Source organism: Bacillus weihaiensis, from assembly GCF_001889165.1.
GTDB classification, from domain to species: domain Bacteria; phylum Bacillota; class Bacilli; order Bacillales; family Bacillaceae; genus Metabacillus; species Metabacillus weihaiensis.
The window spans coordinates 3,942,695-3,967,218 of the sequence record NZ_CP016020.1; the positions used below are offsets into that span (position 1 = coordinate 3,942,695).

General features: G+C 37.7%; 26 protein-coding genes. 4 read left to right on the top strand and 22 right to left on the bottom strand.

Translation table 11 applies throughout. The features are described 5' to 3' along the window. Nucleotides 1–162: 162 nt before the first annotated feature. From A9C19_RS18960 to A9C19_RS19020, 12 genes are all read right to left on the bottom strand, one after another. On the bottom strand, nucleotides 163–762 hold the full coding sequence (locus A9C19_RS18960; RefSeq protein WP_072581361.1) for a PP2C family serine/threonine-protein phosphatase: 600 nt from the start codon (nucleotides 760–762) through the stop codon (nucleotides 163–165). Continuing rightward, nucleotides 759–1,550, bottom strand: coding sequence for an RNA polymerase sigma factor SigB (gene sigB / locus A9C19_RS18965; RefSeq protein ID WP_072581362.1), 792 nt, complete (start codon nucleotides 1,548–1,550; stop codon nucleotides 759–761). The genes A9C19_RS18960 and sigB overlap by 4 nt, the downstream gene beginning before the upstream one ends. After that, complete coding sequence (gene rsbW, locus A9C19_RS18970; protein WP_072581363.1) at nucleotides 1,516–1,998, bottom strand: anti-sigma B factor RsbW; 483 nt, start codon at nucleotides 1,996–1,998, stop codon at nucleotides 1,516–1,518. The genes sigB and rsbW overlap by 35 nt, the downstream gene beginning before the upstream one ends. After that, complete coding sequence (locus A9C19_RS18975; protein WP_072581364.1) at nucleotides 1,995–2,330, bottom strand: anti-sigma factor antagonist; 336 nt, start codon at nucleotides 2,328–2,330, stop codon at nucleotides 1,995–1,997. Before A9C19_RS18975 ends, rsbW begins: the two co-directional genes overlap by 4 nt. Nucleotides 2,331–2,387: 57 nt before the next feature. Beyond that, on the bottom strand, nucleotides 2,388–3,395 hold the full coding sequence (locus A9C19_RS18980) for a PP2C family protein-serine/threonine phosphatase (RefSeq protein WP_072581365.1): 1,008 nt from the start codon (nucleotides 3,393–3,395) through the stop codon (nucleotides 2,388–2,390). 10 nt (nucleotides 3,396–3,405) lie between these two features. Then, nucleotides 3,406–3,807 (bottom strand): anti-sigma regulatory factor, encoded by a 402-nt coding sequence (locus tag A9C19_RS18985; protein WP_072581366.1) that lies wholly within the window; start codon nucleotides 3,805–3,807, stop codon nucleotides 3,406–3,408. A 2-nt stretch (nucleotides 3,808–3,809) separates the two neighbouring features. After that, on the bottom strand, nucleotides 3,810–4,172 hold the full coding sequence (locus A9C19_RS18990; protein ID WP_072581367.1) for an STAS domain-containing protein: 363 nt from the start codon (nucleotides 4,170–4,172) through the stop codon (nucleotides 3,810–3,812). A 3-nt stretch (nucleotides 4,173–4,175) separates the two neighbouring features. Next, nucleotides 4,176–5,006, bottom strand: a complete 831-nt coding sequence (locus A9C19_RS18995) for an STAS domain-containing protein (RefSeq protein WP_072581368.1) — start codon at nucleotides 5,004–5,006, stop codon at nucleotides 4,176–4,178. 403 nt (nucleotides 5,007–5,409) lie between these two features. Continuing rightward, entirely contained in the window at nucleotides 5,410–5,760 is a 351-nt protein-coding gene (ndoA, locus tag A9C19_RS19000; RefSeq protein ID WP_072581369.1) for a type II toxin-antitoxin system endoribonuclease NdoA, read from the bottom strand. A gap of 4 nt (nucleotides 5,761–5,764) precedes the next feature. Beyond that, a complete protein-coding gene (locus A9C19_RS19005) occupies nucleotides 5,765–6,046 on the bottom strand; it encodes a CopG family ribbon-helix-helix protein (RefSeq protein ID WP_026562079.1) in 282 nt (93 codons plus the stop codon). A gap of 364 nt (nucleotides 6,047–6,410) precedes the next feature. Beyond that, nucleotides 6,411–7,580 (bottom strand): alanine racemase, encoded by a 1,170-nt coding sequence (gene alr, locus A9C19_RS19010; protein ID WP_072581370.1) that lies wholly within the window; start codon nucleotides 7,578–7,580, stop codon nucleotides 6,411–6,413. Nucleotides 7,581–7,840: 260 nt separating this feature from the next. Continuing rightward, entirely contained in the window at nucleotides 7,841–8,860 is a 1,020-nt protein-coding gene (locus A9C19_RS19020) for a LolA family protein (RefSeq protein WP_072581372.1), read from the bottom strand. A gap of 515 nt (nucleotides 8,861–9,375) precedes the next feature. On the opposite strand from A9C19_RS19020, the gene A9C19_RS19025 reads away from it, so the two are divergent. Next, the gene (locus A9C19_RS19025) at nucleotides 9,376–10,044 is read left to right on the top strand and encodes a hypothetical protein (protein WP_145925819.1); all 669 of its coding nucleotides are present in this window, start codon (nucleotides 9,376–9,378) and stop codon (nucleotides 10,042–10,044) included. A gap of 53 nt (nucleotides 10,045–10,097) precedes the next feature. On the opposite strand, the gene acpS is transcribed toward A9C19_RS19025, so the two are convergent. Then, on the bottom strand, nucleotides 10,098–10,457 hold the full coding sequence (gene acpS, locus A9C19_RS19030; protein WP_072581374.1) for a holo-ACP synthase: 360 nt from the start codon (nucleotides 10,455–10,457) through the stop codon (nucleotides 10,098–10,100). A 334-nt stretch (nucleotides 10,458–10,791) separates the two neighbouring features. Between acpS and A9C19_RS19035 the strand changes: the two genes are divergently transcribed. Continuing rightward, a complete protein-coding gene (locus tag A9C19_RS19035) occupies nucleotides 10,792–11,517 on the top strand; it encodes a rhomboid family intramembrane serine protease (RefSeq protein WP_072581375.1) in 726 nt (241 codons plus the stop codon). Nucleotides 11,518–11,598: 81 nt separating this feature from the next. On the opposite strand, the gene A9C19_RS19040 is transcribed toward A9C19_RS19035, so the two are convergent. The 5 genes from A9C19_RS19040 to A9C19_RS19060 form a co-directional block, all read right to left on the bottom strand. After that, nucleotides 11,599–13,041, bottom strand: coding sequence for a PH domain-containing protein (locus A9C19_RS19040; RefSeq protein ID WP_158515119.1), 1,443 nt, complete (start codon nucleotides 13,039–13,041; stop codon nucleotides 11,599–11,601). Next, on the bottom strand, nucleotides 13,034–13,513 hold the full coding sequence (locus A9C19_RS19045) for a PH domain-containing protein (RefSeq protein ID WP_072581377.1): 480 nt from the start codon (nucleotides 13,511–13,513) through the stop codon (nucleotides 13,034–13,036). Before A9C19_RS19045 ends, A9C19_RS19040 begins: the two co-directional genes overlap by 8 nt. Before the next feature lie 322 nt (nucleotides 13,514–13,835). Beyond that, nucleotides 13,836–14,798: a UV DNA damage repair endonuclease UvsE gene (gene uvsE / locus A9C19_RS19050; RefSeq protein ID WP_072581378.1), complete on the bottom strand. Its 963-nt coding sequence runs from the start codon at nucleotides 14,796–14,798 to the stop codon at nucleotides 13,836–13,838. 246 nt (nucleotides 14,799–15,044) lie between these two features. Next, the gene (gene cshA, locus A9C19_RS19055) at nucleotides 15,045–16,547 is read right to left on the bottom strand and encodes a degradosome RNA helicase CshA (protein ID WP_420835802.1); all 1,503 of its coding nucleotides are present in this window, start codon (nucleotides 16,545–16,547) and stop codon (nucleotides 15,045–15,047) included. Between the two features lie 552 nt (nucleotides 16,548–17,099). Next, a complete protein-coding gene (locus A9C19_RS19060; RefSeq protein WP_072581380.1) occupies nucleotides 17,100–17,828 on the bottom strand; it encodes an alpha/beta hydrolase in 729 nt (242 codons plus the stop codon). A 320-nt stretch (nucleotides 17,829–18,148) separates the two neighbouring features. On the opposite strand from A9C19_RS19060, the gene A9C19_RS21915 reads away from it, so the two are divergent. After that, nucleotides 18,149–18,307 carry a hypothetical protein gene (locus A9C19_RS21915; protein ID WP_158515120.1) on the top strand — a complete coding sequence of 53 codons (159 nt, stop codon included), beginning with the start codon at nucleotides 18,149–18,151 and terminating at the stop codon, nucleotides 18,305–18,307. A gap of 89 nt (nucleotides 18,308–18,396) precedes the next feature. Here the strand turns inward: A9C19_RS21915 and A9C19_RS19065 are convergent, their stop codons facing one another. The 3 genes from A9C19_RS19065 to A9C19_RS19075 all read right to left on the bottom strand — a co-directional run bounded on the left by A9C19_RS19065 (nucleotide 18,397) and on the right by A9C19_RS19075 (nucleotide 22,071). Continuing rightward, nucleotides 18,397–19,755, bottom strand: coding sequence for a UDP-N-acetylmuramoyl-tripeptide--D-alanyl-D-alanine ligase (locus A9C19_RS19065; protein ID WP_072581381.1), 1,359 nt, complete (start codon nucleotides 19,753–19,755; stop codon nucleotides 18,397–18,399). Between the two features lie 158 nt (nucleotides 19,756–19,913). Further along, the gene (locus tag A9C19_RS19070) at nucleotides 19,914–20,996 is read right to left on the bottom strand and encodes a D-alanine--D-alanine ligase (RefSeq protein WP_072581382.1); all 1,083 of its coding nucleotides are present in this window, start codon (nucleotides 20,994–20,996) and stop codon (nucleotides 19,914–19,916) included. 346 nt (nucleotides 20,997–21,342) lie between these two features. Then, nucleotides 21,343–22,071: a hypothetical protein gene (locus tag A9C19_RS19075; protein WP_072581383.1), complete on the bottom strand. Its 729-nt coding sequence runs from the start codon at nucleotides 22,069–22,071 to the stop codon at nucleotides 21,343–21,345. Nucleotides 22,072–22,554: 483 nt separating this feature from the next. Here A9C19_RS19075 and A9C19_RS19080 point away from each other — a divergent pair, with 483 nt between their 5' ends. Then, the gene (locus tag A9C19_RS19080) at nucleotides 22,555–23,136 is read left to right on the top strand and encodes an LOG family protein (protein WP_072581384.1); all 582 of its coding nucleotides are present in this window, start codon (nucleotides 22,555–22,557) and stop codon (nucleotides 23,134–23,136) included. A gap of 147 nt (nucleotides 23,137–23,283) precedes the next feature. On the opposite strand, the gene A9C19_RS19085 is transcribed toward A9C19_RS19080, so the two are convergent. Continuing rightward, nucleotides 23,284–24,354: an AI-2E family transporter gene (locus A9C19_RS19085; RefSeq protein WP_072581385.1), complete on the bottom strand. Its 1,071-nt coding sequence runs from the start codon at nucleotides 24,352–24,354 to the stop codon at nucleotides 23,284–23,286. Nucleotides 24,355–24,524 lie beyond the last annotated feature (170 nt).

The window sequence follows — 24,524 nt, forward strand, 5'->3', positions numbered from 1 at the left end:
ACTGATCCAATTAGCCATCTCTTTTTTCGATGATGAACCTTTTTTGCATCAAATAGAGCTATTAGTTCTATCAAGGAATCATACAAACAACAGGACTCTCGCACGAGCAAAGACCTAGAATCAAAGGAAAATAAATAAGCCGATCAACTCTTTTAAATAAAATTAAAAAAGCTGACCGACTATATAGGTTAAATCATCATTTCGATTGGTTGTATATTCTTCTAAGGAATTTGATAATTCTTCAATAGAGTGATTGTTTTTAAGTACTGACTTTACGGCTGGGAGAACTAATCCGTCGGTATGAATAAGGAATTTAGAGCCTTCTTCATATGAGTATGTGTGAGTTCGATACTTTTGTGGTTTTCCTGATAAGTATCCTAATATAGGTAGAGGGTAAACAAAGGTTCCAGACGGAGTACTTAAGATAAACCTGATATTCCCTACAGAGCTATAGGTAAATGTCTTGTTTCGGAAATCTATTTTTAAAATAGATACCGTTGCACCACGCTTATCTTTCAATTCCTTGTTACAAAGATCAATTAATTCCTCAACGTCTTTTTCTTGGTTTTGTTCAACAAGAGAACTAATGGCTGAAGACGATTCATTAGCTCTTTCTCCACTTCCTAACCCATCCGCTAATGCACAGATGAAATATTCATCTGTAGCTCGTATGAAATAGCTGTCTCCACAACAAGTTTTTCCTTGTTTCGGTAACTGGTATGCTAATGTATGAACGTGGTTATTTGCTTCCGTGACAATCATTTATTCAACTCCGAAGGCATATCTTTCGCAAGCGCCTCTCGTAGCTTTTGAATAGCTCGTCTTTGCAAACGTGATACATGCATTTGAGAAATCCCTAATTGTTCACCAGTTTCCTTTTGACTCTTGTTCATCAGAAAAGTACAGTCGATAATCTCCCTTTCCCTATCCGAGAGAACATGCAAGACACTTTCGAGCATAAGCTTTTGATTAACCTGCTCATAGCCCTCGTCTTGAGAGCCAACTATATCTAAAATGGTTACGGTACTACCATCAGAATCAGCTTCAATAGAATGATCAACAGATAGGGCTTGGTAGCTTTTCCCCATTTCCATTGTTTCTAGAACTTCCTCTTCGGTAACTCCTAAATAATCTGCAATTTCCTGCACTTTGGGAGACCGCGAATTTTCATTCGTTAGTTTATCTACAGTCGCTTTAATCTTCGGACCTAATTCCTTAATTCTCCTCGGAACATGGACACTCCAAGTCTTATCCCTTAAGAAACGCTTAATTTCCCCGATAATAGTAGGTATCGCAAATGCTTCAAAAGGTTTCCCAATCTCAGGGTCAAATCTTCTAATAGCACCTAATAAGCCAATCATTCCAACCTGTCTTAAATCCTCATGAAAGCTTTTCCCTTTAGAATACTTTCTCGCTAAGGTTTCAACTAACCCTGTGTAATGTTCAACAAGTGCTAACTGAGCAGTTTTGCTTTCTGTTTGCTGAAAATCTAAAATGAGCTCAGTTATCTCTTCTTTAGTTAGCTTCGTAGTTTGAGATGGTTGTGCCATGATCTATCCGCTCCCCACTTAAATACTTTATCATGAAGACCGTCACTCCTGAATTGACTAAAACGCGGACTTCATCCATGAGCGTTTCCATCAAATAGAGACCTAACCCTCCCTCTGGAAGCTGATCAACAGGACTTTGAGAAGAATAAGGACCAAGTTCGTTCTTTGTTTTTTCAAAATCAAAGCTTTTTCCATTATCAGCAATCATTACTTCGAGGCGGTCATCGTATAAACCAAAACCTACTACCACCTCGCCATCCTCGCTATTCTTATAAGCATGCTGAACAGCGTTTGTACATGCTTCACTTGTCGCAATCTTTAAATCTTCAATATCATCATAGGAATATCCCATTCTACTAGCGATACCTGAAAGAGTGAGTCTAATAATCCCCACATATTCAGGCTTAGCTGGAACCTTCATTTCGATATAATCTACTAATTGCTTCATTGCACGCCACCCTCTGACTTTGAAGATATATCAATGATGTCACTTAGCCCTGTAATACTAAACAAGCGTTCCAAGCGATCTGATAATTCAACTAATATGAGTTGACCTTCATTCTTTCTTACGTTTTTCAATAATCCAACAAACACGCCTAATCCAGTACTATCCATATACGATACATTTTGTAAGTTAACCGTTATAACAGCGTTTGGTTCATCAGCCAAAGGTAGTAATGCTTCTCTAAGCTTTGGAGCTGTATAGGCATCTATTTCACCCGCAACCGCTACCAACGTCTGAGTCGAACCCTCTTTACTAATATCTATTTTTAAATTCACCCGATTTCACCTCATCAAAAGACTAGTATGCTATTACATACCCGACTCGAACACCCATTAAACCATTCTTCTAATAATTATTAATGTAAAATCATCCCTTAATTGGAAATCCTGCATTCGTTCGAAATGTCGGTAAATCTTTTCTACAATTTCCTGTGAAGTTAAATGCTTATATGTACGGATTAAATCTGTAATGGCACTTCTTTCAACAAATCCGTCTTCTGTTCGTGATTCTGTTACTCCATCTGACAATAGAACGACCATATCACCACTCTCAACAGTTTTTGTATATTGTTGATATTGCACATTATGATCTACTCCAAGTACTAGCCCTTTTGCCAAAAGATCTTCAAAGGTATCAGTTGAAGAACGATAATAAAATCCCGGCTCATGGCCAGCCGACGCATATGTAAATGTATGGTCTAATATGTTGTACATTCCATAGAACATCGTAATAAACATGCTTGGATCAACGTTTTGCTCCACGACACGATTTAAGTTTTCTAGAATTTGATTAGGATTTTTTCTCGATTCCGGAAAGCTGTCCATTGCATACTTGATCATGGACATACATAATGCTGCCGGAATTCCTTTTCCAATCACATCAGCAACCGCGATACTAATCCCCTGCTCATCATGTACAAAGTGATGATAATCTCCATTCATTTGCTTTGCCGGAACACTAATTGCTCCTATATCTAAAGACTGCGAGGAAGGTACCGTTGTTTCCAATAGTGTTTTTTGAACATTTGCAGCTATTTGAATTTCTGAACGGATCTCTAATTGTTGATCGCGCAGGCTTTGATGCTCTTGGTATGCCAGTCCATACCCCATCATAACTTCCAATAAGAAATCTAATGAAGAAAGAACTTCATTTTGAATATCTGGAAACAGCTCTTGAAGAACTTTACGATGTGTACTTATTATTTCTTCAGGCGGAATTTGGTGTTCAATCGTTTTCCTACTAAATTTTTGTCCTTGATATAGAGCTGTTTCGGTTTGTTCGTTCAAATAATTTCTTAATAGCTCACGATATTTTGTCTCTAGAAAATCACGATACTCCATTTATGTCCTCCTACCGAAGCCATTTCACCGCTTGAATATCCGTTCCTTCACCTACTATGGAAGTGATATCAAATTCATCCATCAAACGTTTTACCCCTGGCAATCCAGCGCCTAATCCACCAGATGTTGAAAATCCATCTTCCATTACCTTACGGATGTCGGGTATACCCGGCCCATTATCAATGGCTATTATTTTTAATCCATTTTTCCCAAGGTCACTTATTCTTTCAATTCGCATTTCACCTTGACCTGCATATAAATAAATATTACGAGCCAGTTCAGAGATAGCAGTTGTGATTCGCGCTTGATCAACTGTTCCAAATCCGAGCTCTTTTGCAACGTTACGCCCCAGTTGGCGAGCTGCAACTATGTCCCATTCGGTGACAATTTTGACACAGGATTGGTTATCCATGCTTACTCCCCCAACTCCCGCTGTAATGTTTCAAGCCCTTTTTCTAAATCTAAAGCTGTTTGAACATCCTCAAGCTGAATGCCCAATTCAATTAAAGTAATTGCTACTGCAGGTTGTATTCCTGTTAAAACAACCTTTGCCCCCATTAAACGTGACATACTAATAACATCACCAAGAACCTTAGCAATAAACGAATCAATGACATCCACTGATGTTAAATCAATTACGACGCCATTTGCTCCTGTTTCATGGATTTTATTCAAAAGATCTTCTTGAAACTGCAAAGCGGTTTGATCATCCAATTCCCATTGAATAGATATTAACAAGCAATTATGCAATTTTAAAATCGGTATTCTGGCATTCATTCACTATTCCCCCAGTGATCCAATTTGACGGTTTGTCATTTCTAAAGCGGATTCAATTCCCTTTTGTAAGCTATTCTTTGTGATCACTTGACTTAAGTCGATGCCTAAATTAACAATGGTTTGTGCAATCTCAGGTCTAATTCCAACAAGTAAGCATTTTGCTCCCACAAGACGAACAGCTTCAGAAGCTTGAATAATGTGATGAGCAACCATTGTATCAACCACAGGAACTCCTGTGATATCAATGAGTACTACTTCTGCCCGATGTTTCACAACACCTTCTAGAAGATTCTCCATAATTCGCTTCGCTCGATCTGTATCAATTGTTCCAACAAGCGGCATGACTGTTATATTGTCAAAAACAGGTATAAGTGGCGCTGATAATTCTTGTAGAGCAATTTTTTGTAATGATACTGTGCGCTCCCAAGAGGATGCATATTGAAAAAGCACTTCATTATTAACAGGCGCTATCCACTTATCAAATGCCAATACAAGCGACATCTTCTCCTCATCTGAATGGTCGGTTGTCATTTTCTCAAAAATTAGTTTTCCTAAATCTCCTAAACTAGTAGAAATAAAACGCAATGACCAACCCATTTGAACAACTTTATGAGAAAACGCAATGACTTTATCCGTCAGATCTTCTTCTGGTTGTCTAAAGTGTTGAAGTAAGATGGTAAGATATTCATTACATATATTCGTATAGGCTTGATCAGAAATGACAGTTGATACTTTAAAATTGTCCTCAACCTTCATTTTATTGGTCCATTCTGTTAGTAGGTCTTCTCGATTATTTTGAATAAACTCCAAAAATGGATTTGAAGAATGGTTCATCTTTCACTACTCCTCCTCAACTTTTACTTCATGGTATCCTTATTTATTATAACGACTCCAATTGATAAAAAAAAGAAATTAACTGTTTCTAGGATAATTGGTCCATTTTGAAAAGGTTAATTTCTTTTTAAGATAAGTTTATTTTTCTTCTTCACTTTACGTACATTTTTTGTAAAAGGCTATTTTCATTATACGAAAAAGACTATATTCTCTTAAATTCATAGTAAATCGGAACATAGCGTAATAAAAGAGCCCCTTAAAATGACCACTCGGATTTCAGAGAAAGAGAAAAGCCATTCTTACCTTTTATAACAGATGATGCAAAGTGGTTGTTATGTAAACGAAAAAAAGTTGCTTTTGCGAGCAACCTTTATTCATATGTGAATATTTATTTTTCAGAAAATTAAAAATCGATAAGTCCTAAGCTTATTTGCAAGGCTTCGTCAACTTTATCCATCATCTCATCATCAAGATGGGTAATCTTATCCGTTAGCCTTTGCTTATCAATCGTTCGAATCTGTTCTAGAAGGATAACCGAATCCCTTTCAAACCCGTAACGCTGTGCATCAATTTCAACATGAGTTGGCAATTTTGCTTTTTGAATTTGGGCCGTAATTGCCGCTATAATAACTGTAGGACTAAAGCGGTTTCCGATATCGTTTTGGATAATTAATACAGGACGTACGCCACCTTGCTCCGAGCCTACAACTGGTGATAAATCAGCAAAATAAACGTCGCCTCGTTTAACAATCAAATGATTAACCCCCGCTTACTAAGCGTTCAACGGTATGGTCAGCCTCAGATTCTGCCAAGAATGCTTCAGATGCAATGTTTAAATTAATCTTCGCCATCTCCATGTAGCCACGTCTCATAGATTCGCGAATTTGGCGCTTCTTACGCTCACGAATGTACATTTTAGTTGCTTGATAAATAAGCTCGTTTCTGTTTCCGTTTTCCTGTTTTACTAGTCCATCCAATTCTGATACTAATGCTTGAGGTAACTGAATTAAGATTTCTGTTGTTGCGCTGGATTCAGACACAAACATACACCTCCACCAAACTTACCATCCTAATATTCATTCCACATTTAATAATAACATCTACAGACCAATAAGCAAAGTATTTTCCTTAAAAACCGTCCTCTACTTACGTACCAATTCGCCTGCATCTGTTATCTTTACGTAAAACATAAATCCCTCACCACTATTATGTTTGGGAGATAGGAGATATGCACTCCACACATGAACTTTCTAAACACACCTAATTTTCCGAAAAATTTCTCCTTACATCCTTTATGTCCGGAAATAAATCTCAAATCTAATGCCCTTCACTATTATCGTCATGTGTAAAGGAATTATTCATCAAGTTATGATTTTGTTCAAATCATCTATCAACCAACTCCACTTATACTTTTCCTGGTCTTTTTAGAAGAAGTGGATTTGCCTTTTCAATTATACGCTGCTTTTTGAAAAAGATGCGAGGAACTCGTGAAGAGATCGTGCAGGGAACCTCATAATTAATGGTTTCTAGTCGTTCTGCCACTTCATCGGAGGAGATTACTTCATTTCCTTGCCTACCAATAAGCGTTACGTTTGTACCGACCGGTAGCTCATATGGTAATTTTACCATACACTGATCCATACAGATTCTTCCGACTAATTGCATTCGCTTGCCCTCTATTAACACTTCGGAATCCTGCAATTTCCGCAACCAGCCATCAGCATATCCTATTGGAAGGGTACCAATCCATTCGTTTTCTTCTGCTTCATATGTTGCACCATAGCTTACTTTATCGCCCTTTTTTAATTGTTTTACATGGACAAGCTTTGTTTTTAAAGAAAATGCTTCATGGAGTTCAAAAGGCAATTCCTTTTTCATTTCAACAGAAGGGGTTAATCCATACATAGAAATCCCTTGTCTCACTGCATTGTATAAGCTTGCTTTATCCTTCAACCCTGCAGCACTATTCGCACAATGAATCAATAAATTCCCCTTTGGAACATCTGCTATTACTTCCTGGAACTTGGCAAGTTGCTTTAAATAATAAGGAGAATTTGTCTCATCTGCAGTTGCAAAATGAGTAAAGATTCCCTCTATATGAAAATGCTCATGTTCTTGAGCAAACTCTAAAATTGCCTGTAGCTCATCCACTCCTGTAACACCTAGGCGCCCCATACCTGTGTCAACCTTCACATGTAACAACACATCGCCTTGATCGACATATTGACTTGCTTCCTTTGCCCAATCTAAAGAAAAGATAGTCAAGGTAATTCCATAGCTTACCGCAACATGCACATCTTGAGCTCGGGTTGCTCCCATTACAAGGATCGGACAATCAAATCCAGCCTGCCTTAATTGAATCGCTTCATCCAAAAAAGCCACAGCTAACATGGAAGCTCCTGATTCTAACGCAGCATGAGCAACTTGTATCGCTCCATGTCCATACGCATTCGCTTTGACAACCGCTATAATTTTTGTTTGCTCTCCAATCAGCTTTTTCATTGCCGACACATTTTGAGAGATTGCATCTAAGTTCACTTCCACCCAAGTATCTCGGTAAAAACCTTCCTGCATCGATCATTCCACTTCCTTACACCATAAACAATTTGTTTATCTTGATTATCGCGAGGAAAAGGGCATATTGTCAAATAACGAGCTAAAGAATTCAGAACTAGCCACCTTTTTAGGCATGCAATACTTGATAAATAAACAACCACTTACAAAAAGAAAAAAGTCATCCTTCCTACAAATAATCCTAAAAAAACAGGAAGAAAAGAGCGACTCTCCCGTTTTAGAGATAATAAAAAAAAGGGCGGTCTCCCACCCTTTTTAGCTTACTTGGCCGCTTGCCCTTGAACAGACTTCGCCACCATGAGCATTTCCTCTTCTGTTAAATCTTCAGAAGCAAGCATATAATCAACACCATCATGCGTCCATGAAAGTGAGTTTTCGGATAACGCACCAATTGTAAAACCAAGATCTGTAGGAGATCCATTTACATACGTTGAAGTAGATGCTGAAGCAGGTGTAGCTATTTCAGCACTTTCTTGGATTAATGTAAAGGATTTTTCCCCACCAAAGGATAGAATAACTCTTTTTCCATTCTCTGTTTCAATCTCCGTTTCTTCGAGTAATTTCACTCCATTCGGTTGCTCAAGAGGGTATTTTACCGCAAATGGCTCTTTATCACCTGTTGCCATCGTTGGTACCTCGATTTGTGCACTAGACATGTTTTTCTCTACATCAAAGGAATTATCGTCAAAGGATGCATTAAATTCAAAGCTCGTGAACTCAACCACGACGAGTGGATTACGATCTGTATCCATCACTTTTACCATTTGAGGCGCTAAATCTTTTTTGTTGAATGTGATCTCTTGCATTGGAAGCATTTTATTGTTTTGATAATTTGTTTTCGTCTCAAATACATATTCGTTTTCTGCTGCACTAAATTTGGCCTCTGGATCATTTAAGATGTCTTTAATTAATGACTCATAAAGGTAGGCTTGACTACTATTTTGTGGCCAATCACTTTGGAAGCGGAAGCTTTTATTAAGTGCTGGTGTTAACACAAATACGCCTTCATCATTTCGTAAAATCATTTGACTTTGCTCTTTTTGAGCATTTTTAAGGTTTACACGATAATACGTTGGACCCTTATGCCAAATTTCAATTTCATACTCCTGTGGTTCGTTACCAGTTTGCAATGTCATCTTTCCAGTTGCCTTGTACCCCGACATTTCTTCCATCTTCTTTTCTAACGCTTGGACTACATCAGCTTGTGATTTCTCTCCACACCCTGCAAGAGAAAGTACTGTTAAAAGCCCTACTAATAATAACATCAAGCTTTTTTTCAACTCTTTCAACCCCTTTGCTTCATATAACGTTAAAAAGGAAGATTTCGGTTGCTAAGACTCATCTCATTTTGTGAGTACTCAAATAGCCATATATTTTTTAAAATGAATGGATGAAACCTCTAAACAACTTGTCTTCCCTATCGCATTACCAAATATATGAGACAAACTTTCTAGATATGCCGATTTCCTTTACAAATTTAAGAGTCTTTATGAAAAGGAGGGAGCCAGCATGATAGAATAAGTGGAAGGATAATTTTACATATTTTTTTTACAAGAAGTCCATTCTCTACTATATGAGTGGAAACATCGCCTCATTACGAAAGGAGTTTTTTCAACTGAAGAAAGATCTTTTAAGTTCGATTTTATCCGTAGGTATATCGTTAATACTATTCCCCTTTCTCCTCGGAATGGAGAATTCGTTAAAGGGTCCCATTTTCAGCTACATCGAGGCTTTTATTATGTACGCTATATTTTCCTTGCCTTATCTGATCCTTATAGGTGTTCCCGTACATATAGTGAGTAGAGTAGCAACGAAAAACATGAAAACCTATAAATGGGTCACAAGCTTTTTTCTACATGTCATACCAGCTCTACTCATTGGATATTTCCTATTTAAAAACACACTTTTCTTTTTAGGGTCAACAGTGGTGATTTCGGTGATCTTTTTCTCAGTAGGCTACCTACTCAACTCTATAGGTGCTTCTAAAAGGCAGAAGCTCATCATTGCTCTGTTACCGTTTATCCTATGGCTCCTTATTTTGATACCAACCATTCTAACTGAAACAACTAATAAAGCATTAATGAATGAGCCAAATCCAGAAGTCGAGGTACTTGTAAACGAAACATCCTTTAAACCAAGACCCAGTTTTTGTTGGAATAGCGACGGTAGCGCTGGCTGTTTTGAGGATAAAGAGCCCTTTCTCTTACCCATTGATCCAATTGGAGAGGAAATTCAAACAAACGGTGACGTAACCGTTAAGGTTCTCCTGCACAATACAGAAAGAAGCTACACGATAGAGGCGTATTATTTCGATGAGGAGAACTCGATACAAAAAGTGACAGGTGATCCACACTCCTTTACCCTGCCACAACACATCCAAGAGCAAGCAGTTAAAGTAATTGCCACAATGGACTCTTCAAAAAAAGGATCATTTTTCATTCCAATAAGGACCGGAAATCGTTAAACAATACATGTAAACCCACGATCGCCAAGTCTCTTTTCTAGGCTTGGCATCGTTCATTTTTCTAAAATCACCTGTGCCGCTGCAAACTGTCGTGTATGTGTAATCGAGACATGAATCGTTCTCTTTTCTGTTTGATTTTTTAGGATGGTTACAGTCGGTTTACCCCCCTCATTTAAGACCTCGATATCAAGAAAGCTAATTTCCTCACCTATTCCCGTACCTATGGCTTTTGAGTAAGCCTCTTTTACAGCAAATCTTCCGGCTAGAAACTCAACTTTCCGTTCTTTAGAAAGAGTGGCAAACCTTTCAATCTCCCCCACTGTTAGAATTCGTTTAATAAATCCCGGCTGTCTCTCAACAATTCGTCTAATTCGATCTAATTCAATCATATCTAATCCAATTCCAGTTATCATAAAGTAATCTCCTTCCCCGCTACTCTTCATAGTTCTATTTTATACAACTTGTACATATTCATGTTAGTATATCATCAAGAGGCTTGATTCTTTTAGCAGTAAGTATAGGTAAGCTTCGATGGCAGTCACGCTAAAAGTGGTCAAAACGTGAATAAAATAAGCTTTTCCGTTAATAAATTGTGCAAAAGCGAAAATAAAACATAGAATTCCGTTAATAAAGTCTCGAAAAGCGAAAATAAAATGATGAAATATGTTCATATCGCCCAAAACTGTCATGTCATGGACTTCAATTGTCCATTCCTACTACTTAATTTTTACGAAAAGGAGTATTCTTATGTTCACAAGGACAGAAAGCTTTCAATCCTTTATACGATTTTATCCCGTAGTCTCTGTTATTGCGGCCATCCACATCTTCTTCTGGCTCCTATTTCTAATCCCTCTGCCTACAACACAAATTGTATTGCGATTATTAGAAGGATATAATGCCGGGATTGCAGCAGGTGAATATTGGAGATTTGTCACACCCATTTTCTTGCATGTAGGATTTAGCCATGTTCTCTTTAATTCCATCTCACTTATTTTATTTGCACCAGCTCTCGAAAGACTATTAAAAAAACCAAAATTTATTATCCTTTACTTAGGATCTGGCGTGTTCGCTAACATTGCCACTTACTTGTTAGAACCTCTAGAATACTCTCACATCGGAGCGTCTGGTGCGATCTTTGGGTTGTTCGGCATTTACTTATTTATGGTTTACTTCCGAAAAGGAATGATTGATCAAGCAAACTCACAGATCATCCTTAGTATCTTAGTTATTGGCGTCATAATGACATTTTTAAGTGCCAACATCAATATCGTTGCCCATCTATTCGGCCTAATTGGAGGGTTCTTGTTAGGACCACTACTCATAAAAAAAAGACCGGGCTTTGTGCATGAGACCTATTACCAGCCACGTCCATCTAAATCAACCTTCCAGTTAAAGAATATAACTGGTAAGCATGTTTTCTGGTTGGTGTTAGGGTTCCTTATTCTAATCGGTTTCCTTTCACGTTTTTTCTAAAGAACATACATATTCGTCATAAATAGACTAAACGCGTGAATCCCATTCAATTGGATTCACGCGTTTAGTTTGATTGGATCATCACCCTTTTGTTTTGGAGTAAGAATACCAGCGAACAACTTCCTCAGCATCCGTTCTCTCTAAATCCTTTACAAAAAAGCTTTTCCCCATAATTCCCGACTTAATGGCCACCTTCAATGTAGTTAAATCTTGCTTTCTTTGAAAAAGGGATGTATGTTGATTCATCGACTGTATTCGATTTTTTCGTAATAGAACCGTTGTCTTTGATAGAAAACGATAGGTTATCTGTAATTGATTTCCTCGAATCCGCAAGCCCGCATCCTTAAAGGAAGCATGCCCCCAATAGAAACCTCCAATCAGAAGTAACAAACTTAACAACCCTAATGGAAAGAGGAAAAAACTTACCGGCGTTATGATAATAAGAGTAATCAAACACTTACGTATAATATACCTCTTCCTTGATCGTGCAGGGAGCTTAGTTGTTTCTTCCATCACTGGGTAACCAGGGATAAACTCTGCTAAAATTTTTGTAACATCCTTTTTCAACATTACTGGAAAGAGTATAGTTGAAGAGCCATTTTCATCCCCTATACTACCTCCCGCACTCTCGATGTAAACCGTTGAGTATCCTAGCCATTGACGAATTGGATTCTGCACAATTCGAATCGCTTGAATTCTAGATATCGGTATAGATGTTTGTCTTTTTTCAAAAATTCCTCGGGAAATGTTGAGCTCATCTTCAACATTTCTAACTGTAAAATAGGCATATTTAAGTAGAACACCTATGATACTAACGATCCAAGCTAGAAATAAACCAATACATACAAGTATCGCATATAAGGTAAAGCTTGCGCTTGTTAGAAAATCAAATTGATCAAAGATAAAGTCATATGGGATAAACTCATCAATCTGTGATAAAAAAGCAACGATAGCTGAGATAATTACCCCTATTCCACTTGACGTTGATGCCGCAACTAATAATTCCTTTTTGCTCATCTTATACGTTGGTACCTGTTTTTCTTCTACTTGTATTTCTTCATTATGTAAATCTACCGTATGTTGTTGCTTGTAGTTAGTCAAGGTTTGCTGAATACGTTCAGCTTCTGTTTTGCTTATCGCAGTTAATAGAGCTTCTGCTTCCACTCCACCTCCTGCTGTTTCGATCTGAACCTTAACCAACCGAAAGAGTTGTTGGATTATTCCTGCACTTACATTTATCGTTTGAATTCTTTCAATTGGAATATACCTCTTCTTCCTAACAAATACGCCATGCTCAATGCGGAATTCACCTTCTTCTACCCAATAGGTGAATTTATACCAGCTTAGGACACTAGTGATCACTAAAAGAACAACAATCGTTGCAACCCCAATTATTAAATAAAGCTTAATTGATTCATTATCTCCAACGTAAAAAAAGAGAATGGCAGGTATGATATACGACTTAACCATGGATATAAACGATAAAATCACCCCAACCGGATGGATGCGTTTAGGATTAGACATCATCATCTGTCACCCTTGCCAATCTAGAGATATAATCACGCAGCTGCTCCGCTTCTGCGACATCTAATGCTGGAATTTCATGCTTTGTTGCAGCTGTTGAAATTTCGATTGACGCTAATTGATATTTCCTTAATAGTGGCCCTTGATGTGTATCTACATGCTGTACCCTAACCATTGGGATTAGAACTCTTTTTATTACAAACAGACCATATTGCAAATCAATCTCGTGTTCGTGCACTTCATACCGCCATACTTTATGTCTAATTTTAGGTATAATATAGATTGATAAAACAGAATACACGATCCCAACCATTCCACCAATAACAGGTATCCAATAGGACCACTCTACTAAATACACACCAACTACAGCACCTATAACAAGCAATGCCAATAAGCTAGATTTAAGAATGGCACTAAGTCGCCACACTTTAAGTGCTTTGAGACTAATTTGGTTTTTAGGTAACTCCCTCATTGATTTTCCCCCATCTCTCTCTATTAGTAAAACTTATCTCCCTATACATGTCGTAAAAATCGCCTGGAGCTAGACACTCTAAACTACGTACATCATTTCAAAAACGTTTAAAAAGACACTTTTCTTATTCTTTGTTTTTATCTAGAAACCAGGTAAGCAAGAAAGAAAATCACTGTTCTTCCCGTACAGAGAAAAAAACCTTGTCTCCAAGTGAAAAATTTGGCACTTGGGATTTTAAAACCTGCCTTTAATAATGAAATAATCCCATATGATTATATCATAATGGGATTATTGTGAAATATTTCCTTATCATGAAATTTCCCTAGATCTTGAATGTAGTTGCATCTAACCACTCTATACCCTGCCTTTTCTTCAGCTCATTTACAAGCTCAAATAATGCGTTGTCCTTTTGCTTGGCTTCGATCATACAATCGATTTGGGCAACACTCCCCTTTACTGCTGTGAGAAACTTCATAAACATATCAGTATCAATATAATCTGCATGGGCTCGAAAATCCTTTTCGTTTCTAGGACTTGAAATATGCATTTTTAAGGGCAACGGCGACAACCTCCATGTGTTTACCACTCTATCCCAATGTGCTTCCCAATGAGGATCCTCATAAAAGGCAAGATGATGATGGTAATCAAACACTTGAGGAACTCCTAGCTTTTCGCACAAATAGAGAGCATCATTTAAGGTAAATGTCGTATCATCATTTTCAACTATTAGCATTTTTTGTATAGATACTGGGACGAGCCCCCAATTAGAAATAAATTGTTCAAGCGCCTTCTCTTTATCATCATAGGCACCACCAATATGTAAAACACATCGATGTTCTGGATCTACCTTCATCCCATTTAGTAATTGTTCATGCATGCGAAGAGTTCTCAAGGAATTTTTCATAATTTCAGGATCCTGAGAATTTAAAACAACAAAATGATCTGGATGAAACCCTACTCTCATTGGGTGGGCCTCCAAGTAGTCTGCAAGCTCCTGTAACGAACCCTTTAAATTTTTCATATAATTCCAGTCTTTAAGTTCCTGGTGATTGGCTAGTGGAATTAACTTAGAGCTAAACCGAAAAAAATGAATATGATGAGCAGCATTGTGCTTTAAGAGACGTAGACAGTTGGCTAGATTCGACTTAGATATTTTCTCTAATTTCGCAATGGCTGCTTCTCGGTCTTTTATTTTCTCAAATTGGGCAAAAGTCATCGTTTGAGAAGGCGAGCAATTTTGCAGATTCATACTCATCGCTACATAGCCTAATCGAATAATCGTCATTGTGTATCACCCCTTTCGTGTGAGGAGAATCTTTTTGTTAGTCTGCCCATATGTTATTTTTTCATGGCCTTTTTCTTTCACTTTGTTGCTGATTATTATTTGTGCAAAGAATTAAGTCTTCATCCATACAAGAGCTATTCTTCCAAAAGCTTTATTCGAGTAAAAGAAGCAACATTGTATACTAATACAACCAAACAGAAAAAAGCCGAGCCCCTAATAGGACTCGACTTTTTGATATGGCTAAGCTTAGTTTGAATAACGACGTTTGCTGCTGCCTTGACGGTCGCCACCGCTTCCGCCTTTATTACGATCACGGCTTCCATATGAACGGTTTTTGTTACGATCTCCACTACCGCTGTTACGGTTGTCGCCTCTTCTTCTGTTGTTAGAAGAACGGCCACCGCCACCTTTGTTTTTCGATCTTGAGTACATCGGAGACTCTTCCGTTAATTTCACATCAACGGTGCTTGGCTCTTTTGTCATATATTTAATCGCTGCTGCTACTACCGCTTGCGCATCGAATTCTTCAAGTAATTCTTCAGCCGTACGTTTGTAGAATGCAAGGTTTTCTGCTTCAATGATAGAACGAATTTTTTCGACTGTCATTTGTTGTTGACTTTCAATTGCCTCATCAACAGTTGGTGCCTTCATACGCTCCATTTTACGCTTTGTTGTGCGCTCGATGTTTTTAACGATATCCATTTCTCTTGGTGTAACAAAGGTCATTGCCGCACCCGTTTTCCCTGCACGACCCGTACGTCCAATACGGTGAACGTAGCTTTCTGGATCTTGTGGCACATCAAAGTTGTATACATGTGTAACACCAGAGATATCAAGACCACGTGCAGCAACATCTGTTGCAACTAACACTTCAATTGCGCCTTCTTTAAATTTACGTAAAGTAGACATACGTTTTGCTTGAGTTAAATCACCGTGGATTCCTTCAGCTGTATAGCCTCTTAACGTTAATGCTTCTGAAAGCTCATCAACACGACGCTTAGTACGACCGAATACGATCGCAAGCTCTGGAGATTGAATATCAAGCAATCTTGTTAACACGTCGAATTTCTTTCTTTCGTGTGTTTCTAAGTAGTATTGCGTAATATTTGGTACTGTCATCTCTTTAGCTTTTACTTTTACAACTTCTGGTGTTTTCATGAACTTTTCTGCAATACGACGGATTGGATCTGGCATTGTAGCTGAGAAAAGTAATGTTTGACGCTCTTCAGGAACATTTGAAAGAATTGATTCAATGTCCTCAATGAATCCCATGTTTAACATTTCATCCGCTTCATCTAATACCATTGTGTGAACATTGCTAAGCTTAACTGTTTTACGGTTAATATGATCTAATAAACGACCAGGTGTCCCAACAATGATATGTGGATTTTTCTTTAATGAACGCATTTGACGGTTAATGTCTTGACCACCGTATATTGGTAGAACACGAGAGCGTTTGTGATAACCGATTTTGTATAATTCTTCTGATACTTGAATCGCTAGCTCACGAGTTGGCGCTACAACTACTGCTTGAATATTGTTGTTTTTTACATCAATTTTTTCAATAAGAGGTACACCAAATGCAGCAGTTTTTCCTGTACCTGTCTGCGCTTGTCCGATTACGTCAGTTCCTTTAAGGGCAAGTGGAATAGTTTGAGCCTGGATTGGTGATGGCTCCTCGAATCCCATTTTACTAATTGACTCCATTAATGACGAGCTTAAGCCTAAATCTTGAAACTTTATTGTCAATGTTTTCATACTCCTTCTATATCGTTTGCTGTAAATATTTACAGACCTTATAGGTAATTTTTCAATTATCGTTTTCATCATGAAACGATTATTTTTCATATCCTAATTAAGCTAAGGCACATGCCTTATTGCTAAAAGTAAGAGTTCACTATATTGTCATCATGAGAAAAACAAATAGATGTAAGAAACCGTTCTGATTTTGTTTACAATACGGCCATGGCGTTTATGCCATCATCTAAATGAAGGGAAATATTTTAGTTATTAACTGCTTAGCTTGACTAGAAAGCCTTTATTCTAAGGTTTAATACCAAAATCAAATAGGTTACTTCTCGCTATTTTTTCCTTCACACAAAAAAATGCCCTTTCTTACAACCAAGGGCAGCAGTTTACCTTATTTAAAGCCCGCAAACACTTTAAATGTAATCATACCACTACCACACGCTTATTTCAACTTCATCTGGAATAGGTTTACTGTTAATCAAGGGAAGATGTTCGAAAAAAACTCTATCCTTTTATCCTCTCTCAAGCCACATTTCCCCTTTATTTCTCTTGCTAACACCTACTGTTTGAGTCTACTAGCATGGATCCTTCATTGCTAGTATGCAAAAATTTTTCAACGACTGTCTGTAGCTCCTCGTAATCCTCACTATGACATACTAAATGCTTAGCGCATGGGAGAAGTGTTAGCTGTTTTTCTTTTGATGGAATTGTTTTATATAAATAATGTGCGCTTTTAAGCGGGACGATCCCATCGCATTCTCCCTGTATAATCAAAACAGGCATGGACAGCTGTTTTAAATAAGGTCTCATCGTTTTCACTAGCTTCTGAAATTGAAATGTCGCTTGAATCGGGGTCTGCATAATTTTCTTCTTATAACGAGTAAACAATTCATTTTCGATTAAATTTCCTTTAAACAGATCCATCATCATTTCTCTGATATCAACGGCCAGCTGCTTCGGATTCACATAATAGGCGGCGGCACTTAAAAGCACTAGTTTACTTACATGATAGTTCGCTGCTAAGTACGAAGCGATAATTCCACCCATTGAGAATCCTACGATGTACACTTCATCCACTTCCTGCATGAGGGCTACAAGCTCACTTTCTGCATGCTCAACCCAGTCTTTATATGTATGCCCTTTTAGTGAGAGTGTTACTCCATGCCCAGGAAGTGTTGGTACCCTTACAAGCCAATCTGTGGTGTTTTTAATATGCTCTGCTAACGGTTCGACTTCATAAGGTGCACCGGTAAATCCATGAATGAATAAACAACCCTTCATATTTTTACCTCCTTTGAAACGATTAATACTAGTACATTGTCCACCTTTATTATTTCCAAAACATATTTATGTTTGAAGATTTATACCACGGGTACTTTATTTATAAATACAAGCTGTTTGCTTTATTGTTCCTTACCATTGGAACATGTTTGAAATTTACTCGTTTTTACACTTTGTTGCTATTTAGTATTCATTTTAAAGAATATCGTCATGATTCACACCTAGCAAGGAAAGTAAGAAAAAAAAGAGCGACTCTCCATTTACAGAGAGAAAAACCATGTACCTAGTGAAAAAATCCGGCATTTGGGATTTTCTTATGAATGCAACAATCTAAACGAAAACAGCCTAAAATTAACAAAAAGGAGCGGATTGAAATGGACGTGTTACCAGAGAATGTAAAAGAGTTTGTTAGTGAGCTTACGCCATATTCTGTCGGCATTGGAGTCATCGTTGCCTTTTTATATCCATTTGTTTACTAATATGATGATTGGGACTGTGTATTAAAAGACAAGCTATTCAGGAATAATGACGTTATGCTCACCTTGATAGCTTGTCTTAATGGTCATGCTTACAGAAGTGCCTCTACCACTTCTTCTAGCTTCATACCACGGGAAGCTTTTACAAGGACAACATCTTGTTTAGCAACAACTGTCTGGAGCTTTTCGATCAGTTCTTTTTTATCTTGGAAATGTTGAGCGAACTGTTCATCAGCTTCTTTAGCCCCTTTCGCTATTTCTTCCCCTAATCTTCCGTATGTAAATAATTTTGTAATGTTTTTCTTATTCATCAATCTGCCAATTTCTCTATGGAATTCCTTTTCATCTTCACCTAGTTCTAGCATATCTCCAAGTACTGCGTATTTATGATGAAAGCCATTTAAGTCCTCAAGAAGAGCAATGGCTGCTTTCATAGAAGTTGGGCTAGCATTGTAGGCATCATTTATCACCGATACTCCTTGGTCTGATGTTAAAAGCTCAAGTCGCATGCCGGTTAATTTCATAGACTCAAAGCCTTTTTTTATCGCTTCTTTTTTCACTTGAAAATAATCTGCAACCGCAAAAGCGGCCAGTGCGTTACTTACATTATGCGTACCTAGCACAGGGATAAAGTATTCTTCCCCCTTAACTTTAAAGGCAGTGCCCGTTACTTCTTGAACGAAATCTGTCGCAACATAATCATTCGTTTCCCCTTTACCAAACGTAACCGCATGTAGCGATAAATTTGGTACTCTTTCTTGCAGAAGGGGTTCATCACCATGATAAATAAATAAGCCATCCTTCTTTAAGCCAGAAGTAATCTCCAGCTTTGCTTCAGCGATAGCCTCTCTCGAACCTAAGTCCTGTAGGTGCGCTTCCCCTATATTGGTAATAAGAGCAACATCGGGTTCACCGATTTTTGATAATAGTTCAATCTCTCCCTTGCCGCTCATACCCATTTCTAACACAGCAATTTCTGTATCAGGCTCCATACTTAACACCGTTAGTGGCAATCCAATGTGATTATTGAAATTTCCTTTTGTCTTATGTACTTTATACGTAGTTTCTAAGACAGATGCCACCATATCCTTCGTTGATGTTTTTCCATTACTTCCTGTTATCCCTACAACCTTTACCTCTAACTGCTTAAGGTAAGCCTTCGCTAACTGTTGAAGAGCTACAAGCGTATCCTCAACAAAAATAACCGGGATATCTTGAGGAGGATTTCCTTCTCGTTCTGCCCAAATAACCGCTGCTGCCCCATTTTCAATCGCTTTATTGACAAATTCATGACCATTAAACACATCTCCTACTAGAGGAAAAAATAAGCTCCCTTTCTCTACTTGGCGTGAATCTGTTGTGACTCCATTAATCAGAATCTGTTGATCTTCTCTTTTAAGTCCATGGCCACCTAGCATTTCTTGCACTTCGGCTAATGTACGCCTAATCATCTTCATCTTCTCCTTCCATTCCCTTATAAAAAGAGGACCTGAGTTTTCGTATTCAGCTCCTCTTTTATTTACTCGTTACATTCTTTAATTAGGCTCAGGAGAAATCCTACACACGGGATTTTCCAGGAAAGCAACACGCTATATAAAACAGCCTTTAATTAAAATGTATACTTGATTTTTTGTTTTTGCTCGAATCTCTCAATTGCTAAGTCAACAAGCTTTTCAATTAGCTTTGCATACTCCAATCCAGTATGTTTCCACATGAGTGGGAACATGCTAAATGGTGTAAACCCAGGCATTGTGTTTACTTCGTTAATAAGAGCCTTCCCATCTTCTGTTAAGAAGAAATCTGCCCGTACTAAGCCTGAACCATCTATAGCTTTAAAAGCCTTGATTGCCATTTCTTTTATCATTTCATATTCTGTTTCAGTAACATGTCCTGGAATGATTAAATCCGTATCTCCATCTTCATATTTCGCTTTGTAATCATAGAAAGCCTTTTTAGGAGCGATTTCCCCTACAACCGAACAAATTGGATCATCGTTTCCGATCACAGCAATTTCAATTTCACGTCCAACAATTCCTTCTTCCACAATCACTTTGCGGTCATATTCAAATGCAACGTTAATTGCTTCTACAAGCTCTTCACGGTTCGCACATTTACTAATCCCCACACTTGAACCTAAGTTTGCCGGTTTAACGAAGCAAGGGTACCCTAGATTTTCCTCAACAGACTGTAAAGCTTCCTCCGTCGATTTCTCGTAATCACTTTTGATAAAATGGACGTATTTCGCTTGAGCAAGGCCATCTTGTGCAAATAAATTCTTCATAATGACCTTATCCATACCGGCAGCAGAAGCTAAAACACCATTTCCTACATATGGGATATTCACTAATTCAAGCAAGCCCTGTATTGTTCCATCTTCACCATTTGGACCGTGTAATAGGGGAAAGATGACATCAAGGCTTTCTTGCTCCTCACTATTTGTAGGAAATAATTCTGTATTTAAGGAGACAGGAGATATAGTCGAGCCTGCCTTCTCAAGCTTTAATGAGTGTAAAGCCTCTACAGGCTCAGTCAATGCTGCGCCTCTTACCCATTCCCCATTTTCCTTTATATAAATTGGATGTATATCAAATTTATTCATGTCTAGTGCATTTATAACCGCTAAGGCAGTTTGTAGGGATACATTATGTTCCGCAGACTTACCACCATATACTAAACCTACTTTTCTTTTCATAAGGTTAATCCTCCTCGGTTCTCTCTCTTCTTATTTATTTTATCATTTTAACGGAAAAATGTTAGGAATGATTCCCTTCTTTTTTAAGGCTCTTTTTATAGATTTTCTTGCTGTTGCAATTCAATATAGATATAGGAAAAGATAGTGGGTTTTCACAAAATACCCTTGTAAGTAAGAAAACACCCCATACAGAGAGGAAAAGCCCTGTACATCAGGTTGAAAATCCGACACTTGGAATCTTCCCTAACAATAACCTATGCGAAAACAGCCTTTTTTTAACTAGACTATTATATAAAACTATGAGGATTTAGGATATATGTATGACTAGATTTTTAAGCACTGCTACTTACTCCATTTTTTGCGCAACATACGTAAACACCTTATGGTTCTCATAGGCTGTGGATTTCTCATCATATTCTCCAATGATTTTCACTTCCTTGAAACCTACCCTTTCGAGAATTAACTTAAACTCCTTCACCCCAAACCACACAAATGGTTGTAATTTACGCTCCCTTATCTTCACCTTTTCCTCTTGCCACTTCTCATAAGAAAGCAGATAGGTAACTTGTTGATCTATATAATTAATCTTGATTATTTCCGATTCGAAAATAGTTAACTCAGCATCCTGCTTATCTACAAATGTATTTTTTTTATGAGGAACATACTCTTCCTGTAATAAAAGATCAAGATAGACATATCCACCATTTTTTAATCTTTGAAAAAGAAAGGTTAGCACTTTAATAACCGCTTTTCTTTCCGGTAAAGCAAGAATCTCATTAAAGGGAATTACAATGGTGTCATAATGATTGAAACGGTTGAAGCCCTTCCCCTTTTGTGAAGAGTTTTCCTCTAAAGATTTCTTAGGGAGAGATGGCTCACGTTCTTCCACATATACTTTCCCTTCTACTTTCCGACCTTCAGTTTGCAGCATCTCTGACAAAAATAGCTGATGCATACCTAGTTCAAGAACATTCCCCTTATGCTTTTCAAGCTGGTTCCTATAAAAATCTAGGCCTTTAGTAAATCGATTATCCTTTAAAATGCCAAGCGATAAAAAACGAAATTCGTTACTCATCATCATCTCTCCTAAATGTCATTCCTACGTGTCATTTTTTCTCTTATGCATGTAATTTATGTAAGAAGTTTTTTAAAAAAACATTTTCAAGATAAGATGACAGCAATCGTTTTTGCTAAGCTAAAGGCTCTTATCTTATCTTTAGTGGGATATCTCTATGAATAGCAATACTATTGTCTTCATTCTCCTCCTATTTTCACCTCAATACCCCTATGGATCATGATGGTATTTCGGTTATGTAGCTCCATCATTTTAAAAAGCATCTTAATAAAAAAGAATCTTCCAAAAATACGCAAAACAATCTACACTAAAAGTACGAGTCAATTCATACCTATTAATGGGGGGATTATCGATCGATCGTAGGTGCGCACGAACAGATACATAATGCCCACCGAATGGAACCTCTGACATAACAGCTTAGCACATACTTTAGTAAAGATACTGAGATAAAAACAGCAAATACAAGATAGGATGTGGAGTCTAATGAAACGAGTTAGTGTGTTTTGTGGGTCAAGCCAAGGGGCATCACCAAAGTATACGGAATCTGCAAAGCAATTAGGGGTAGAGCTCGCGAAAGAAGGAATCACCCTCGTTTATGGAGGGTCTAAGGTGGGAATAATGGGCGTCGTTGCTAATGCTGCACTTGAAGCAGGTGGAGAAGTCATTGGTGTCCTTCCAACCATGTTAATGGAGCGTGAAATTGCCCATCAAGGATTATCAGAGCTAATTATTGTGAACTCCATGCACGAACGAAAAGCTAAGATGGAAGAGCTATCAGATGGCTTCATTGTCTTACCTGGGGGTCCAGGAACAATGGAGGAATTCTTTGAAGTCTATACGTGGGCACAATTAGGAGAGCATCAAAAACCTATCGGCATTCTAAATAGCAACCAGTATTACGATAAACTCCTTACCTTTTTTGAGCATATGATTGAGGAGCAATTTCTAAAGCGTGAATACCATGACATGATCATTGTCGAGGGAGAAGCAAAACCACTGCTAGAGAAGTTTTCTACGTACACACCACCAAAGGTGACAAAATGGATTACGCGTCAACAAACTTAAACATCACAAAAATACACAGGGAGCCATTTCCCTGTGTATTTTTTTGTATGATGCGACCCCTCCTTGAACTCACTCATGGTCAACGTTTTTTTCCTATGAGTGTTCCAGAGAATCTATCCCCTCGAGCGCTCTAAAATGGAAGACACGCTAATCAACAAATCTTAGCTTATAAAAACGAACTGCATTTTGGATGGTTACCTTTAAAACAGAGTAAACGGGTATCACAATTAAAATCCCAATAAATCCGTACATACTCCCTGCAACTAGCAGTAACAAAATGACCGTCAAGGGATGTAGCTTTAGTCGATTTCCTATTACTAGGGGAGAAACAAGATTCCCTTCAAGCTGTTGTACGATTACCAACAAGATACCGATTTTCACTATTGTAAAAGGGTCTCCCATCATTGCAACAAAGATGGCGGGAATTACTCCTAACAATGGACCTAAAATTGGAATAATGGCTGTTATAACAACGAAAATAGCCAAAACTAATGCATAATCCAATCCAAGAATTAAATACCCAATATACATCAGCACACCGTTCACACAAGCCACAAGCATTTGACCTACAATATAAGTAGATAAGGTAGTATGTATATCTGATAAAATCCTTTTTCCTTCTGACTTATGCTTCTCAGGAATGAAGGTAAGCAAAAATGGAGCAAACCGGTGATCATCCTTTAACAAATAAAACAAGATGAATGGAACAATCACAAGGACTGTTGCAAAATTCGCAATAGTTGAAATGATCCCTCCTAAATTTTTACCTGCATTTGCTGTGAATTCTTTTATATATTGGAAAAATGTTTGTTTTACTTCCTCTAGAGAGATAAAAGGAAGCTCTGTTTCATTCATAAATTGTTCTGTCTTACCTGCCGTCTCTTCAAATTTCTTTGGTAACTCATTCTGGAGTTCATTGACTTGCTGTTCAATCACTCCTCCTATCGAATAAATAAGCAAACTAACCCCAACAATTAGAACAGTGAATACTAAAACAATGCTAATTGGTTTGGTCATAAATTTTATTTTCAAAAAAATGTTAACAAGTGGTTTCATTACATAGTACAGGAAACCTGCAAATAAAAGCGGGAAGAACAAAGTTCCTAGCATGGTTTGAATGGGGTTAACTACATAATCTAATTGCCCTAAAAGTAATAAGACAATTAAGGTGAGAATAATTGCTGTCATATACTTAAAAAAAGGGTGCCGAAGCCACATAACGATCTCCTCTCGAACTTTTACTTCTCTATTCCCTTGTTTTCTATGGACAAACCTCCTCTTATCTCCTTCTGGCCTATTATTCTCCGGGAAATATTTTGTCGAAACATGCAAATTTTAATAAATTTCCTACATGATAAAAATTTACAACGTTCTTTTTGAATGATTGC

Bases quoted from the DNA above. Each gene is read 5' to 3' on its own strand.
- A9C19_RS19045 (WP_072581377.1), bottom strand. From the start codon at position 13,513: ATGAGGGAGTTACCTAAAAACCAAATTAGTCTCAAAGCACTTAAAGTG.
- acpS (WP_072581374.1), bottom strand. From the start codon at position 10,457: ATGATAACTGGAATTGGATTAGATATGATTGAATTAGATCGAATTAGA.
- A9C19_RS19060 (WP_072581380.1), bottom strand. From the start codon at position 17,828: ATGAAGGGTTGTTTATTCATTCATGGATTTACCGGTGCACCTTATGAA.
- A9C19_RS19075 (WP_072581383.1), bottom strand. From the start codon at position 22,071: ATGAGTAACGAATTTCGTTTTTTATCGCTTGGCATTTTAAAGGATAAT.
- alr (WP_072581370.1), bottom strand. From the start codon at position 7,580: ATGCAGGAAGGTTTTTACCGAGATACTTGGGTGGAAGTGAACTTAGAT.
- A9C19_RS19080 (WP_072581384.1), top strand. From the start codon at position 22,555: ATGAAACGAGTTAGTGTGTTTTGTGGGTCAAGCCAAGGGGCATCACCA.
- A9C19_RS18995 (WP_072581368.1), bottom strand. From the start codon at position 5,006: ATGAACCATTCTTCAAATCCATTTTTGGAGTTTATTCAAAATAATCGA.
- A9C19_RS18985 (WP_072581366.1), bottom strand. From the start codon at position 3,807: ATGGATAACCAATCCTGTGTCAAAATTGTCACCGAATGGGACATAGTT.
- A9C19_RS18990 (WP_072581367.1), bottom strand. From the start codon at position 4,172: ATGAATGCCAGAATACCGATTTTAAAATTGCATAATTGCTTGTTAATA.
- rsbW (WP_072581363.1), bottom strand. From the start codon at position 1,998: ATGAAGCAATTAGTAGATTATATCGAAATGAAGGTTCCAGCTAAGCCT.
- A9C19_RS21915 (WP_158515120.1), top strand. From the start codon at position 18,149: ATGCAACAATCTAAACGAAAACAGCCTAAAATTAACAAAAAGGAGCGG.
- A9C19_RS18960 (WP_072581361.1), bottom strand. From the start codon at position 762: ATGATTGTCACGGAAGCAAATAACCACGTTCATACATTAGCATACCAG.
- A9C19_RS19035 (WP_072581375.1), top strand. From the start codon at position 10,792: ATGTTCACAAGGACAGAAAGCTTTCAATCCTTTATACGATTTTATCCC.
- uvsE (WP_072581378.1), bottom strand. From the start codon at position 14,798: ATGACGATTATTCGATTAGGCTATGTAGCGATGAGTATGAATCTGCAA.
- sigB (WP_072581362.1), bottom strand. From the start codon at position 1,550: ATGGCACAACCATCTCAAACTACGAAGCTAACTAAAGAAGAGATAACT.
- A9C19_RS19065 (WP_072581381.1), bottom strand. From the start codon at position 19,755: ATGATTAGGCGTACATTAGCCGAAGTGCAAGAAATGCTAGGTGGCCAT.
- A9C19_RS19040 (WP_158515119.1), bottom strand. From the start codon at position 13,041: ATGTCTAATCCTAAACGCATCCATCCGGTTGGGGTGATTTTATCGTTT.
- A9C19_RS19070 (WP_072581382.1), bottom strand. From the start codon at position 20,996: ATGAAAAGAAAAGTAGGTTTAGTATATGGTGGTAAGTCTGCGGAACAT.
- A9C19_RS18980 (WP_072581365.1), bottom strand. From the start codon at position 3,395: ATGGAGTATCGTGATTTTCTAGAGACAAAATATCGTGAGCTATTAAGA.
- A9C19_RS19085 (WP_072581385.1), bottom strand. From the start codon at position 24,354: ATGTGGCTTCGGCACCCTTTTTTTAAGTATATGACAGCAATTATTCTC.